General features: G+C 58.7%; 11 protein-coding genes. 9 read left to right on the forward strand and 2 right to left on the reverse strand.

All coding sequences use genetic code 11. From position 1 onward, the window contains the following. Positions 1 to 28: 28 nt before the first annotated feature. The 7 genes from OUZ30_RS15950 to OUZ30_RS15980 all read left to right on the forward strand — a co-directional run bounded on the left by OUZ30_RS15950 (position 29) and on the right by OUZ30_RS15980 (position 10,921). A complete protein-coding gene (locus tag OUZ30_RS15950) occupies positions 29 to 868 on the forward strand; it encodes an ABC transporter permease (protein ID WP_266183418.1) in 840 nt (279 codons plus the stop codon). Further along, positions 858 to 2,270: an ABC transporter ATP-binding protein gene (locus OUZ30_RS15955; RefSeq protein WP_266183419.1), complete on the forward strand. Its 1,413-nt coding sequence runs from the start codon at positions 858 to 860 to the stop codon at positions 2,268 to 2,270. Before OUZ30_RS15950 ends, OUZ30_RS15955 begins: the two co-directional genes overlap by 11 nt. Positions 2,271 to 2,833: 563 nt before the next feature. Further along, entirely contained in the window at positions 2,834 to 5,614 is a 2,781-nt protein-coding gene (locus OUZ30_RS15960) for a glycosyltransferase (RefSeq protein WP_266183420.1), read from the forward strand. Between the two features lie 240 nt (positions 5,615 to 5,854). Next, positions 5,855 to 6,976 (forward strand): non-hydrolyzing UDP-N-acetylglucosamine 2-epimerase, encoded by a 1,122-nt coding sequence (gene wecB / locus OUZ30_RS15965; RefSeq protein ID WP_266183421.1) that lies wholly within the window; start codon positions 5,855 to 5,857, stop codon positions 6,974 to 6,976. Between the two features lie 383 nt (positions 6,977 to 7,359). Continuing rightward, on the forward strand, positions 7,360 to 8,817 hold the full coding sequence (locus OUZ30_RS15970) for a hypothetical protein (protein ID WP_266183422.1): 1,458 nt from the start codon (positions 7,360 to 7,362) through the stop codon (positions 8,815 to 8,817). Between the two features lie 300 nt (positions 8,818 to 9,117). Then, on the forward strand, positions 9,118 to 9,837 hold the full coding sequence (locus OUZ30_RS15975) for an NAD-dependent epimerase/dehydratase family protein (RefSeq protein WP_266183423.1): 720 nt from the start codon (positions 9,118 to 9,120) through the stop codon (positions 9,835 to 9,837). A gap of 94 nt (positions 9,838 to 9,931) precedes the next feature. After that, entirely contained in the window at positions 9,932 to 10,921 is a 990-nt protein-coding gene (locus OUZ30_RS15980) for a glycosyltransferase family 2 protein (protein WP_266183424.1), read from the forward strand. A 332-nt stretch (positions 10,922 to 11,253) separates the two neighbouring features. On the opposite strand, the gene OUZ30_RS15985 is transcribed toward OUZ30_RS15980, so the two are convergent. Together OUZ30_RS15985 and OUZ30_RS15990 are read right to left on the reverse strand one after the other, a co-directional pair. Further along, positions 11,254 to 11,667 (reverse strand): GtrA family protein, encoded by a 414-nt coding sequence (locus tag OUZ30_RS15985; RefSeq protein WP_266183425.1) that lies wholly within the window; start codon positions 11,665 to 11,667, stop codon positions 11,254 to 11,256. Beyond that, positions 11,645 to 12,349, reverse strand: a complete 705-nt coding sequence (locus tag OUZ30_RS15990; RefSeq protein WP_266183426.1) for a class I SAM-dependent methyltransferase — start codon at positions 12,347 to 12,349, stop codon at positions 11,645 to 11,647. The genes OUZ30_RS15985 and OUZ30_RS15990 overlap by 23 nt, the downstream gene beginning before the upstream one ends. A gap of 233 nt (positions 12,350 to 12,582) precedes the next feature. Here OUZ30_RS15990 and OUZ30_RS15995 point away from each other — a divergent pair, with 233 nt between their 5' ends. Continuing rightward, on the forward strand, positions 12,583 to 12,963 hold the full coding sequence (locus OUZ30_RS15995; protein WP_266183427.1) for a UDP-N-acetylglucosamine 2-epimerase: 381 nt from the start codon (positions 12,583 to 12,585) through the stop codon (positions 12,961 to 12,963). A 195-nt stretch (positions 12,964 to 13,158) separates the two neighbouring features. Then, a complete protein-coding gene (locus tag OUZ30_RS16000) occupies positions 13,159 to 14,946 on the forward strand; it encodes an LTA synthase family protein (RefSeq protein ID WP_266183428.1) in 1,788 nt (595 codons plus the stop codon). The last annotated feature ends 20 nt before the right edge of the window (positions 14,947 to 14,966 follow it).

Consider the following 14,966-nt stretch of genomic DNA (forward strand, 5'->3'; position numbering starts at 1 on the left):
TCCACCCCTAACGCAACAGTCTGAGGTTATGAGTTTGGAGTTTCCCTCAAATATCGCGGCGTCACGGTCGGATACCGGGCCATTCAGCGCGATCGGTCGGCATTGGTCGCTGACGAAAGAGCTTGCCAAGCGAGATGTGCTGGGTCGCTATAAGGGTGCGAGTTTCGGGCTGTTGTGGTCGCTGATCAGCCCCTTCCTCATGCTGCTCGTGTATTCGTTTGCGTTCGGTTTTGTCATGAAGGCACGCTGGCCTCAAGCCGAAAACGGGCAAACGCACTATTCGATCATTCTGTTTGTCGGACTGATCGTGCATGGGTTTTTTGCGGAGTGTCTCAGTCGTTCGCCACACCTGGTGACGGGGAACGTGAACTTCGTAAAGCGGGTGATTTTTCCGCTTGAGATATTGCCCTGGCCCATGGTGATGTCGGCACTGTTTCATGCGGTGATGAACTTCCTGGTCTTCCTCGTATTGCATCTTGCCCTGGACCACACGCTGGCCTGGACGACCCTGTTGCTGCCTCTTGTCATGCTGCCGCTGGTGATCTTTGCCCTGGGCATGTCCTGGTTCCTTGCCGCGCTCGGCGTGTACCTGCGGGACATCGGCCAGATTACCGGCGTGATTGCGACCGCCATGCTATTCACGTCGACCGCCATGTTTCCGATCGAGGCGCTGCCGCCTGCGTATAGATGGCCGCTAAGGCTTAATCCATTGACTTTCATCATCGATCAGGCGCGCGACGTTACGCTTTGGGGACGCCTGCCTGACTGGCTGGGACTTGGGGTCTACACGCTTTGTGCGCTGGTTGTCCTCTACGGCGGCTACGGGGTATTTCGTCTGACCCGACGAGGCTTTGCCGATGTCATCTGAGGCAGTGATCCAGATCGATCGGCTGAACAAGTCGTTTCCGATCTATGAAAAGCCCTTTCATCGGCTCTGTCAGATGCTGTCCCCGCGCCAGGCCAAACATCGCTGGTATCGAGAGTTTCAGGCGCTCAAAAACATCGACCTCCAGGTGCGGCGTGGAGAGACGCTCGGCATCGTGGGCAGAAATGGCTCAGGCAAATCCACGTTGCTCCAGATCATCTGCGGAACACTTAGCCCATCGTCGGGGCAGGTCCGAGTGGATGGCCGCATCGCTGCGCTGCTCGAACTCGGCGCCGGATTCAATCCTGAGTTCACAGGTCGTGAAAACGTATTTCTCTATGGCGCAGTGCTCGGACTGACTCGCCAGCAAGTTGAGGAACGGTTCGACGACATCGTGGCCTTTGCCGATATCGGGGAGTTCGTCGAGCAGCCTGTCAAAAGCTACTCGAGCGGGATGTATGTGCGCCTCGCCTTTGCGGTAGCGATCAATGTGACGCCCGACATTCTTGTTGTCGACGAGGCACTCTCGGTCGGCGACGAAGCGTTCCAGCGAAAGTGCTTTGCTCGCATCAATCGCATCAGGGACGACGGGGCGACCGTTCTGTTCGTATCGCATTCAGCGGGCATCGTCACCCAGCTGTGCGACCGTGCGCTCCTGCTGGATCGGGGCGAGATGCTGGCCAGTGGCTCGCCCAAGTTCGTTGTCTCGCGCTACCACAAGATGCTCTACGTGCCGGTTGACCGCGCAAATCAGGTGCGTGAAATGATTCGTGGCGAGCGCGAGGACGCATCGGAGCTCGAGGCTCCGTCGTCTCTTTCTCAGATCGATCGCGAGGATGCCGACTTGGTGCGATCGGCCACCACCGAGCCTGAGGGTGGGCGTGAGCACGCGCCGAAAAGTGCCGGCTGGTTTGACGAAGGCATGGAGCCCAAGAGTACGGTGCGCTACGACGCACGCGGGGCCACGATTGTCCATCCACATATCCAGACTCTCGAAGGGACCAAGGTCAATGTGCTCCGCGGCGGCGGTGAGTATGTCTATACCTACCGCGTGCAATTCGATCAACCGGCATTCCTGGTGCGCTTCGGCATGCTCATCAAAACGTTGACGGGCCTGGAGCTCGGCGGGGGAGCCACCAATCTCCCACGTGCGATACCGGCGATCGAGGCCGGAGGGGAAATGGAGGTTCGATTTCGCTTCCGTTGCCTGCTGGACGGCGGGACTTACTTCCTCAACGCAGGAGTACTCGCCAACGTAGGTGGAGAAGAAACTTATATTGACCGTTTGATTGACGCAGCCATGTTCCGCGTTATGCCAGAGCCCGAGCGCACCGCAACCGGCCTAGTTGATTTCTGCGTTGTTCCCGACGTAGTTGTGCCCCTGTCCAGCAAGGTTTCTGTATGACCCAACCATCATCCGCACTTAGACAGGCCCTGCTGGTCATCGGAATGCATAGGAGCGGCACGTCCGCGTTGACTGGTGTTCTCAATCTACACGGCGTGCCGCTCGGCTCCGAACTGCTTGAGCCGGCAAACGACAATGCGACGGGCTTTTGGGAAAACAAGCGAGTCGTTGACCTGCATGAGGAGATCCTGCAATTCCTCGGTTCAAGCTGGGACGATCCGCGCAAACTTCGCGAAGACTGGCTGGCTCAACTGAGTGATGCGGGCTTTGTGGACAAACTGTCCGCCCTGATCCAGGCGGAGTTCGGCGGGTCAGCGCTTTGGGCCGTCAAGGACCCGCGCATTTGCCGGTTGCTGCCGCTATGGTTTGAAGCCCTTGCCGGCCTGGGTATCCAGCCCAAGCTGGTCTTCGCGCTACGCCACCCCAGCGAAGTTTCCGGTTCGTTGATGCGGCGGAATGACCTTTCGGCCGCCAGCTCTTCACTGTTGTGGTTGCGCTACTTGTGCGAGCCGTTGGAAGCCTCCCGCCACCTGCCTCGCTGCGTGGTGAGCTACCACGACCTGTTGCAGGACTGGCAGACCTGCCTGGGGCGTATCGAGTCCGAACTCGACATCCATTGGCCGTTGTCTTCGCAGCAAGTGGCCAATGAGGTCAATGAATATCTGCGGCACGATCTTCGGCATCAGCATCTCGCCGCGAGCAAAGATGTACTGCCTGGCGGCTGGCATGATTACCTTGACGGCCTGTACAGGCGCGTCGTGGCGATCGATCGTGCCGGCAAATGGCCAGAGGTTGACGGCGAACTGGCCGCCATAACGGCGCGACTGGCCATTGTTGAGCCTGCCATCGCTGATCTTGTTCCGCTATCGATCCTCGACAAGATGTCGTCAGACCTGCACCAGGTGGAGAAAGAGCGCGACGCCTACAAGGCAGAAGCCCAGCGAATCTTCGACGAAAAGAGCGGAGTGATGGACCTCCATCTCCAGGACATCGAGGTTTACAAGGCCGAGGCCCAGCGCATCTTTGACGAAAAGAGGGCCGTGATGGAGCTTCACCTCCAAGACATCGAGGAGGCGAAAGCGGTGCGTGCTGCACACGAGGCGGAACTGGCCCATGCAAAGGCGGAACGGCAGCGCCTCCTGGAGGAGCTGAGCGAGCTAAGCGAGGAAGTACAGTCGCTGCGTGGGGACCTGGTGATCACCAAGGGAGAGAGCGCCAAGGCGTTTGCGCGACAGTGTTCCTTGGATGTGGTTCGTGCGGAGCTGGAACAAATCAAGGCGAGTCGATCCTGGCGGTTGACGCGCCCGCTGCGCTTTCTGATGCGTACCGTTCGCCACGGCGGCCTGGCAAGCGCAGACCAGCAACGCATCATCGACCTCGTCAGGCGCAGCGCGGACGCCACGCAGGCGGCAATTTCGCCGGGGGCTAGTGCGGACACCTTGCCGGCGAAGGCAGTGAGCCTGGCTCCCGCGATGGCGGGGAAGCGGGACTATTTCATCTGGGCCGTCATCGACTGGCATTTTCGCACGCAGCGCCCCCAGCACTTGGCGCGCGAGTTGTCTGCGGCCGGGCATCGCGTGTTCTATATCTCGAACAATTTCGTCAACCACCCCTTGCCGGGATTCGCGGTCGAGCCGCTCGACCAGCAGGGGCGGCTTTTCCAGGTACAACTGCGCTTGCAGGGTAGCCCGGCGATCTACGATGGCATCCCCACGCCCGATGCGCGCGAACAATTACGCGCAGGACTTGGCATATTGCTGAATTGGACCAGGAGCACGGCATGCGTTTCGCTGGTTCAACATCCGTATTGGCTGGAAACGGCGAGGATCTTGCCGAACAGCTCGCTGGCTTACGATTGCATGGACCATCATGGCGGCTTTGCGGACAACAGTCCTGAAGTGCTGGCGCGTGAACGGGAATTGATGGGTACGTCCGACCTGTTAGTGGTCACCTCGGACTGGCTGTATGACGAGGCCGGCAAGCATAATCCGCGGCGCCTGATGGTGCGCAATGCATGCCAGTATGAGCATTTCGCCCGGCATTCGGACCGGCCATTCCGGGATCCGAAAGGACGCAAGGTCATCGGCTATTACGGTGCCATTGCAGAGTGGTTCGATCTCGATCTTGTCGAAAAAGTGGCACGACGCTTTTCAGACTGCCTCGTCCTGCTGGTTGGTGCGGACACGGTGGGCGCAAAACAACGCCTGAAGCATCTGGCCAACGTCGAGTTTACCGGCGAAGTGCCGTATGCGGCGCTGCCCGCCTATCTCGATGGCATTGACGTGTGTCTGCTTCCGTTCCAGGTCATCCCGCTCACCCTGGCGACCAATCCGGTCAAGGTTTACGAGTACCTCAGCGCCGGCAAGGAAGTGGTCTCGATTGATTTGCCGGAAATCCGGCAGTTTGGCGATCTCGTGCGCACCGGTACTGACCATGCATCGTTCATTCGGGCACTCGAGAGCGCACTGGCGACCCCGCCTGGCGCGGAACTCGTGGAGCGGCGCAGGCAATTCGCAGCGAGCCAGACGTGGGCGCATCGCGCCACGGATCTGACCAAAGGCGTGGCGGCGCTGGAACAGCCGAGGGTCAGCGTCATTGTCGTCACGTATAACAATCTCGACTTGACGAAGATCTGCTTGCGCAGTCTCGAGCAGCTCTCCGATTATTCGAATCTCGACGTCATCGTGGTCGACAACGCGTCGAGCGACGAGACGCCGGTGTACCTGCAGGAATGGGTATCCGCCGGTCCGGGACGACGCATCATCCTCAATGACGACAATCGCGGGTTCGCAGCCGCCAACAACCAGGGCCTGGAAGTCGCCGACGGCGAATACCTGGTGCTGCTTAACAACGACACGCACGTCACGCCAGGCTGGATCTCCACGCTTGTTGCGCATCTGCGGCGCAATACGCGGTTGGGGATGATTGGCCCGGTCACCAACAATATCGGCAATGAGGCGCGCATCGACATTCTTTACGATGACATGGCGACCATGCTCAAGGTGTCGGCGGCCTATACATCACGTCACGTGGGCGTGCTGACCAGCCTGCGCACTGCTGCATTCTTCTGCGTGATGATGCGCCGCGACGTCTACGAAAAAGTGGGGCCTCTTGACGAGGCCTTCGGCATAGGATTTTTCGAGGACGACGATTACTGCCGTCGTGTGGAGCAGGCGGGCTGGAGTATTGCGTGTGCGGACGACGTCTTCGTGCACCACAACCTGTCCGCATCCTTCAACAAGCTAAAGCAGGAAAAGAGGAAGGCGCTGTTCGAGGCGAACAGGGCGATTTACGAGGCGAAGTGGGGTGAGTGGGTGCCGCATTCATACCGATCGACCACGTGAACTCTTGGAGATCACGGCGAGCCAGGCGAGGTGAAGGGCACCGGTTGAGCACCTGTTCATGGCGGCCATCGGGAAAGCGACAGTGCGAGGCCGTGAGGTAGGGATGCAAATCATGTCCGCCTGACGCGAATTCAATACTGGCGCAGGACCTTTATTCCAGCCAATGGTGCTCAAGGGGCGCTCGACAAAATTCCGCGTGCCTCTGCGCCAATTGCAACGTACGTCTTAATCGAGGTTGTCGTGGAAAAAAAACACATCGTTTGCATTGTCGGGACCCGACCCGAGGGCATTAAGATGGCGCCGCTTATCCAGGCGTTGAAGCGTGAGCCTTGGGCTCGCGTAACCGTGCTTGCGACCGCTCAACATCGCGAGCTGCTGGATCAGGTGTTGGAGCTCTTCGGTATTCGCCCTGACATTGATTTGGATATCATGCGCGCGAATCAGACCCTGCCGGAGCTCACTGCGCGGCTGATTACGACGTTGGATGTCAAGTTCACGGAGTTACGCCCCGACGTCGTGCTCGCCCAGGGTGACACGACGACGGTGATGACGGCTGCGCTCGTGGCGTTCTATCTTCGTATACCGTTTGGTCATGTCGAGGCTGGACTTCGAACCCATGACATGGACAACCCATTTCCAGAGGAGATGAATCGCCTGGTCGCGGGCCACCTGGCGCGCTGGCACTTCGTGCCAACGCAGCGGTCACGCCAGAATCTTCTGCGCGAAGGGATTGATGAGCAGGCCATTCACGTTACGGGCAATACGGTCATTGACGCCCTGCTTGACGTGGCAGCCACTGACAGGCCTCTCGATATTCCCCTCGATCCGACTCGGCGCCTCATCCTGGTGACAGCGCATCGCCGTGAGAACTTCGGCGAACCCTTCAGGGCAGTGTGCCGCGCTATCCGAGTGCTCGTCGATCGGCATGCCGATATCGAGGTGCTCTATCCAGTTCACCCGAATCCGAATGTGAGTAACGTCGCACATGAATTGCTTGGGGACCACCCGAGGATCCGTCTCTGCAGCCCACTCGACTATGCTCCGTTTGTGGAGGCCCAGAAGCGCGCGTACCTGATCCTCACCGATTCCGGTGGCGTACAAGAGGAGGCGCCTGCACTGGGTAAGCCGGTGCTTGTCATGCGCTCCGAGACGGAACGCCCCGAAGCGGTTGACGAGGGCGTTGTCAGTCTTGTGGGTACCGACGAGTTTCGCATTGTCGAGGAGGCCTCGCGCTTGCTCAACGACGCCGCGGCCTATGGAAACATGGCGCGAGGGGTTTCACCGTACGGGGATGGCCATGCATCCCGGCGCATTGTTGCGATACTGCGTGACGCCTTGGGCACGGGTGCGGCCGCCAAGTAACGCCAGCATCACAGGTAACACCGGCGCATTGTCTCTTTGCACGGGAGCGCGGGGCACGGCGGCTACTTGCCTCGCGCTATCTGGCTGGCGAAGCTATGCGGCGAATGCTCGATCGCGAAGCTTGGCGGCCAACAATTGGGTCGTGGTCCACTCCGACGGATGGCCGGGCTGGTGCACGCGCACCCCGCGAACTGCCGACGCGGACTTTCTTGGAAAGGGTTGCTTGGTCGGGCCTCCATCTCCTGAGGATGGGGAGCCGCCGACGAGGCCGGGGCGGTTTCATGGGGGGCTGTAGACGTGAAAATTGGGCAGTACAGCGGTGTTCAGGCTAGCATGCGTCCTGTTTGCCTTCGCGCAATATCTTCTGATTGGACAGAACGTTTATGGATACGGTGAGCCGCATTGCCATGGATACGTCAAAGAATAATTCGCACCACGTGTCACATAGTCATTGGGTTAAGTCACTTTCAACTTGGAAACTCGACAGCGCGTTGGTCATCGCGATAGCGATGATCCTGGTCGTCTTCGCGTACTACCTTCTTTTTAGCTTTCAAGTTTATGGATACGACGAACCACACTATTACCTGGACTGGACCTTCAAGCTCAAGGAAGAAGGTCGCTGGATCAATTTCCTTCTTCATGACTTTCTGAGAACTTCCCCGCTGACTGGCGACGCGGTGCTGTTCGTGATCGTCGCTTGGGTGGTCCTTTACCGAATCGGCCTCAACATGACGACACGTCGTGCGGATGCCTGCTTGATCGCCTCAGTGCTACTGGTGGCAGCGCCATTCGCTGACCTGAGCCCTTGGGCCGCGTCCTCCCTGCCAACCATGGTCACGTTGCTGGGCCTCTCACTGCTCGCCTCACGTTACGGCAACTATCGGCTCGTTTATCTACTGGGAGGGGGCTTGCTGTTTGGCATGCTCCAGAACTATTACTTCATCCTGCCCCTGTTCTTTCTTCGCGACTTTTCGCCCAACAAGCTTGAGCCCCGTCCTTACGCGGCGCGCCTGCTGAGCCACGGCATGTACTGGATTGCAGGCTCGATCGTGGGTCTGATTTGCTCAGTCGCAGCCGTTTATTTCCTGACGGGGCAGCTCGGTATTGTGCCTGCGCCGTGGCGGCACGCCATGCCCGCCCACAACCTGCACGATGTCATCAGGAATATTCACTATGTCGGTGCGAACCTGAAGGAGCAGAAACGCTTTCTCGTTGGGATAGCGACAAAGCAAAGCGCGGTCTTCGGCGTACTTGTGGCTATTCTCGCCGTCCTGCGCGTGCCGGCTTGGCGGCACGAGATTCCGCGCCTGTTGGTGATTTCGGCGGTTGGGTTGAGCTTTTTCGCCTTTTCCGTGCCACTGGCCCCGATTATCCAGACGCGAAGCGTCATCACGCTATCCATCGCACTGACACTCATCGCGCTTGTCCCCTATGAGCAGCGTTTCCTGGCGCGCGTGCTTAGTATCGTGCTGCTCACTTGGGCTGGCTGGAACATGATGGTTTATGCGCACACGTCATTCGAGCGCCAGAAGAACGGCAACGAGTTCGTCTTGCGTGGCATTGAAAACGCACTTCCACACGCGCCATATGGGTACCAGGCGGTGGCAATTTTTGGTGAAATGGACTCGAAATTCCCGGAGTCCCGCATTCTCAATAGCCCTCCACAGATGGTGGCGATTGTTCAAGCGGTGGGCGCCCCCTCCTATATTAACTGCATGACGAAGAGTGACGTTTGTGACGTTCTGAGCGAGCGGCTCAACGTCAAGAGCGGGAGTGGCGGCGAGGGCATTCGGTACGTCGGCACCGCGAACGATATTGCTGTGCTCAATATCGGCCCTTGATCCGCCAGCCGGGGACGAATTCGATCGCGGCGACCTCGCAGGCAGTGCCGGGTCGTCGCGGCCTTATGTGCAATCGGAGCCACCCGTCGAAATGCGGCCATGGCTCCGATGGATTTCCAGTGCTTCGTAAGTTCGTATAAAGTAATCACTTCGGCATTGGTATTTGGCCTGAAGTAGGGGCTCGGAAGCGTCTCCCATGTCGTTGAGGCGCAGCCCCATAGGCGGCTGCCCTATCGCTTTGGCGATTTCGCGCGGAATCAATTTTACCGAAGGCCCTTCAGATGGGGCAGGAGAGCAGGCGTGATTGTTGGTCGCGGCCTATTGGCTAGCGCTTTTGCGCCGGCCTTCGAGGGTAGTTCGGACTGGGTAATATTTGCTTCGGGTGTTTCCAATTCCGGAGGAAATGATCCAGGTGAGTTCCTGCGGGAAGAGTCGTTGCTTGAATCCTGGCTGAAAAAGGCGCAGGCGCCGTTGGTCTATTTCAGCAGCTGCGGCCTCGTGAATGGTGACACGGTCGACACGCCATATATGTGCCACAAGCGGCGCATGGAGTCGCTAGTGATGACGATGGAAGGCACCGTCATACTGCGGCTGCCGCAGGTGGTCGGGGCGACCGACAATCCCCATACATTGATGAACTATCTGCGCAACAAGATAGTGTCCGGTGAGCATTTTGATGTATGGCAGTTTGCCGAGCGCAATATCATTGATGTGGACGATGTTGCGGCCATCGCCGAAGAGCTTCTGCGCGCGCCAGCGGCAGTTGAAAGGGTCATCAATATAGCGGCCGAAAAGTCGTCCCCCATGACGAATATTGTCCATGCACTGGAAGACGTTCTAGGGAAGCAAGGGAATTATTCCCTGGTCCCCAGGGGCAAGGCCATGCCGTTGGATAGCCGGGGGGCGTCAGCCGCGGCACGCCGACTTGGCATCGACCTCGGTGACGGTTATCTGAAGCGAACGATTGCCAAGTACTATGTGCCGAGCACTGTTGTCGAAAACATGAGGTATGTCCGCTAAGTCCGGGGCGTCTTCGGTATTTTTTTCGAGGGCTACTAGATCGCTCTCTGGCTTCTACAAGGTGGATTGCATGTCCTCTGCTAGCGCATCGAGCGTGGAAATTCCGGTCGCGGACTCGGAGATCGATGTCTCGGTGGTGGTCCCAGTATACGGCGGCATGGCGGCGCTACCCGAACTTTGCGAGCGGGTCGGACGGACCATGCGCGAAGCGGGTTGGCGATACGAAATCATCCTGGTCGACGACCACGGCCCGGGCAATGCCTGGCCTGTGATTGTCGAGCTCGCCCGCATGGATCCCCAGGTCATTGGGCTGCGCCTCAGCAAGAATTTTGGTCAGCACGCCGCCACCATGTGCGGCATCAATCGAGCCCGTGGTGAATGGGTCGTCACCATGGACGACGACCTCGAACATCCCCCGGAATCCATTCCGGCTATGGTTGCAGCGGGAACCGATGGTTGTCGCCTCGTCTATGGGGCTTTTGGCAGGCGGACTCACGCGGCCTATCGAAACATCTCGTCCGACCTGATGCGGTGGACGCTAAAGCGAGCGTTCCCCGACTTGAACGAGAACTATTGTTCGTTCCGGGCCATCCATTCATCCGTCGCGCGGCAACTCAGTGCGTTCAGCCTAAGCAAACCGTATATCGATGGAATGCTCTCCTGGATCACGTCGGGCGCGCGCTCGGTGGAGGTGAGTCACAGCGTTCGCACGCATGGTGAGAGTGCCTACACGTTGAAGAAGTTGGTGGCGCATGCCGTCAATATTTTTGTCACGTTCTCACCGCTGCCCTTGCGGATGGCGACTTACGGAGGGCTCGGGCTCGCTGGCGTCAGCTTCCTGTCGATCATTTACTTCGTGTACGGAAAACTGTCAGGCACCATCAGCAACCCCGGCTATACCTCGTTGATGTCAGTCGTGCTCTTTGCGTGCGGCATTCAGCTGGTCATCCTTGGCGTATTGGGTGAGTACGTCGGCAAGCTCATGAGCGCCGCCTACAAGAGGCCCGGCTATATCGTGATCGAAGAGGCGCATCCGACGGTTTCCGCGTCGACTCCCGGTTTCGCCCATCAGTCAGAGGCGTGACAGCATTGGCGACAGTAGGCATCTCCTGACCGTCGTTCTTGAACAGGAAGTTCCTCAGGTTGGTCAGCTGACCTAGAGCCTGACGAAGGACGGCCCTGCCTTTGCGGGCAAATGGTTTTGCAAAGCGAGGCAGAGGCGATCCTCCACTTGCTGAGTATGCGGCGGGTAATCATGGCTGGAGAGTGAAGACTGCGACGCACAAATGATTACTCGGGCGGCAATCGGCTTCCACAACCGCCGGGGCGCAAATCTTCACTGGAACGAGGGGCTGACATCGCCCTGCGATCCACTATGTTGAAGCCGCATACCGTTCCTGGGCGCCGCAGCTATCGCTAGCTCGGCACCTCGGGACTTACCTTGAACACCCAAATCTCACATAGCACAAAAAACACGACCATATAAGCCGGCGTGCCTGCAAGGCTGGTGATTCGATGGTCAAGCGCGAGATGGTGCATGGCCAACGACACGACGCCCAAATTTGCGGCGAATGCGATGCCGAAAGCCGCGAGAAAACGACTGACCGTATGCCGATCACGCGGACGGTCGTGAAACGTTACCCGCGAGTTCAATGTAAAACTGACAACGAGTCCGATGGCATATCCGACCACGTTGGATGCCATGGCACCTACGCCCAACATCCCGCAGAGCACGATTGCCGAGATGCCAATCAGCGTGTTGGCAACGCCGGCCAAAGAAAACGCGGCCAGACGGCCGGCCAGTCGGTCACGGAGTGGCATAGACAACATACTGTGCACCGAACGGAATCCATCCCATGAGAGGCTCCAGCTGACGCAGTGCCGAAAGAGGGCGTGGGAAGAACACCACGTACTGCGCGTTCACGCGGGTAAAGCTGGCACCCTTCGCTAGCCCGAGAAGCTCCTTGCGAGGCAGCAGGATGGCGTCTTCGTCGAAGGGGCAGTCATTAACCGCCTTGACCGTAAGCGGGTTGAGGATGTTGTGCTCGAATACGAACAGCTGGCCGGTGGGCTTAAGGACCCGCCGCAATTCAGCCATCCAGTGGCGACGCTGTTCGGGCGGAATATGGTGGAACACGCAGGCCACCAGAATGAGGTCGAACGATGCGTCCTCATACGGTAGGTTGTTCGAGTCGATGACTTTGAACGACGCGATCGCTCCGTGGGAGGCACTGGCCACGGCAACACTTTCGCCAGAGAGATCCGCGCCATTCAGGTTCGCCTTGGGAAAGGCCTGCTGCAGGTGAGGAATCGAGTTGCCGACACCGCAGCCGAAATCAAGGATTTCCAGTGGCACAGCGTCGGCACGCGTTGGAGATTTGCCCGCCATGAATTTCGCCTTGTAGGCGGCAAAGTAGGGGGGCTCCTCGCCGCTCGCCTTGATATTGGCGGCATGAAGCTGGGTGTAGCTGTTGGCGTATTGGTCGAATTCGGGCTTGCTGGAGTCATTCATTACGGCATTCCGGTGAAACGATTGCCGTCGAAAGAGCGGCCTGTCCGAAGTATCCCAGAAATGGACAAGTACCTCACTACAGAGCGGGGATTTTGTTGGCAGGGAGTGATAACGAGCATGGCCCTTCGTCATTCGGTCCCTAGGACGCCTGGCAAACCGCCCAGATGCGAGCTGCAGGACGAGAACTGGCATCTGGAGAAGATATATGCCGACGCCAGTTCGGTGCAGAGTCGTTGAAGGTATTGCGCATCGAAACGGAAATCTCCGAAGCCGTGGACGAGGGCGTCGTGCGCGTGGTGAGAACGGTCGAAGACTTCATCGTGCGGGACGTATCACCGTTACTGGATGGCTACGCCGCATACGGGGCATTGGCCAAACGCGTATCGCCGTATGGAGATGGATTGGCCGCCGCGCGCATCGTCGCGGCGCTGCGCAGGAATTTGATCTCGAACCTTCCGACTGACGACATGAGCTTGGCGCATGACAACGTCTGCGTTGACCGGACGCCCCGCCGTGCTACCCAGGTCTTTCGTGGTGCCCTACTAGCGGCGTGCCGTGCTGCGTTGCAGCGTGACGAGACCAGGCCCAGCTCCTCTATCCTTTCGCCAAGCTGACGTTTGCTGTGGGCCAGCCTATAGCTCGTGCCAGGAAGTCTCGTACTTCCTTGTCAGGTACTTGGTCATGCAGATGCAGCCTATTTCCGGGGACGTTTTGGGAGCGCGGGCGGCTGACTGAAGCTCACCGTGCACTTGGCTCCCCGTATTGAGGATTCTGAGAACGCTGGATCGGCGGGGGGCGCCATCAATCTGATGACGAATTGGAAGAAGGTCGCAGAGGTCTTGCAGCTCAGTGGACGACAATTGCGGCCATTTTTCGGTATCGCCTTCGTCATCGCGGCCTGTTTAATTCTTGTCCTGGCGCTCGACCCGGCTATGAGTCCGTTTCCGGGATGGAGGCTGCTTTGGCTCAATGTGTTGCCCATCATGCTCGTTGCGCTGGTGCTGTTTGGCATCAGCGGCAGGGCATGGCTTTCCGCCTGGATCATAGGCGGTGTTGTGTGGCTTTTATTTGTTGTGAATGGCATCAAGGAACGCAATATGAATGCGCCCGTGATGCCGAGCGACGTTGTGTTGGAAAGCCAGCTAATCCATAACCTCGGCTTCTTTTCGCGCTACCTTCAGGCGCACTGGCTGGCGGCATTCGCCGCGCTCGCGTTCTTGGCGGGCGCTTGGGTGATGGGCCGACTGGAGCATCACCGACGTCGCCCTGTCTGGGGACTCAGGCTGCTATGTATTCTGCTGCCCATGACCGGGCTCTATGGGATTTATGAAGATCTGGGACCGTGCGCCGGACTCTATTCGGACGACGCGCTCGACGGTTTCGAGTTGTGGAATCCCATCGTGGCCGTGGATCGTGTGGGTCTGATGGCGGGGTTGGTGAGGATGGCGGAGGAGTCAAAGGTTGCCGTCCCGCACGTGCAGTCCAAGCTTGTCGAGGATTATGCGCGGGTCAACATCGACGATCTCAAGGCTCGCGCTGCTCGCGCGGTGCCGAAAGAGTTGCCGGACATCGTCGTGGTGCAAAGTGAGGCGTTTTTTGATCCCGGCATCCTCAAGGGTATTGAACCGGGCGACTACGAAGCCAATTTCGAGGGGCTCTCCAGCTCCGGCATCAGCGGTTTTCTCAAGGCGCCCACCTACGGTGGCGGCACCATACGCACGGAGTTCGAAGCACTCACCGGTTATCCGATGCAGGCGTTCCCCGTTATTGAGTACCCTTACTATGGCCTGGCCGCCCGATGGATGCCGAGTGTTCCGCGGCGTCTGGACTCTTTTGGTTACGAGACCATGATTTTCCATCCCTATCATGGGAGTTTCTGGAACAGGGACGAGGCCGTGTCCGCGCTAGGCATGCGGCGTAGTTTCTACGACGATCAATTTAGCGAGGCCGAGCGCGCCGGGGTCTATGTGTCGGATCACGCCTTGTTCGATTCGGTGCTGACCCAGTTGGACCAGAAAGCCAGTGGCCCGCGATATGCACTGGTGATCACGATAGAGAATCATGGCCCTTGGGATGGGGACATCGGCGAACTCTCCAGTCTTCTCGATGGACGCAAGGTGCCTGCCGGCTTGTCGCCTGCGGCTACGCAGGAGATGACTTATTACCTTTCTCACCTGGTCAACGGTGACAAGGCGCTGGGTGATTTCGCGCAGCGGCTACTGGCGCGCCCGCAATGGACCGTGCTGCTGTTCTACGGTGATCATCTGCCGGCGCTCGAGCATGCTTTCGCCGAGCGCGGCTTCGATGATGGGGGCGCCAATGGCGAGGAGCGTACACGGTATGTGTTGGTATCCAATCGTCCGATCGAGCATAAACAGCGCGATCTGAGCGCTTACGAACTCCCTGGCCTTCTTTTCGACTACATCGGGCTGCCAGAGGATGGCTATCTCGCCTTCAGTGCATCGATGCGTCAAAAACGTTTGGAAACGCCATCCGAAAATGAGGCGCAACGATCCGAGACGATCCTCAATGCCGCGCGAATGGAGGTGCTTTGCGGGCACTCCATCAGTCTCGCAGGGCGATGCGATGCCCCTTGACTGGGGATGATGGTAGGCTC

Source organism: Dyella humicola (genome assembly GCF_026283945.1).
Lineage (GTDB): Bacteria > Pseudomonadota > Gammaproteobacteria > Xanthomonadales > Rhodanobacteraceae > Dyella > Dyella humicola.

Coding starts and splice junctions, on each gene's coding strand:
- OUZ30_RS15950 (WP_266183418.1), top strand. CDS start 29: ATGAGTTTGGAGTTTCCCTCAAATATCGCGGCGTCACGGTCGGATACC.
- OUZ30_RS15955 (WP_266183419.1), top strand. CDS start 858: ATGTCATCTGAGGCAGTGATCCAGATCGATCGGCTGAACAAGTCGTTT.
- OUZ30_RS15970 (WP_266183422.1), top strand. CDS start 7,360: ATGGATACGGTGAGCCGCATTGCCATGGATACGTCAAAGAATAATTCG.
- OUZ30_RS15985 (WP_266183425.1), bottom strand. CDS start 11,667: ATGTTGTCTATGCCACTCCGTGACCGACTGGCCGGCCGTCTGGCCGCG.
- OUZ30_RS15990 (WP_266183426.1), bottom strand. CDS start 12,349: ATGAATGACTCCAGCAAGCCCGAATTCGACCAATACGCCAACAGCTAC.
- OUZ30_RS16000 (WP_266183428.1), top strand. CDS start 13,159: ATGACGAATTGGAAGAAGGTCGCAGAGGTCTTGCAGCTCAGTGGACGA.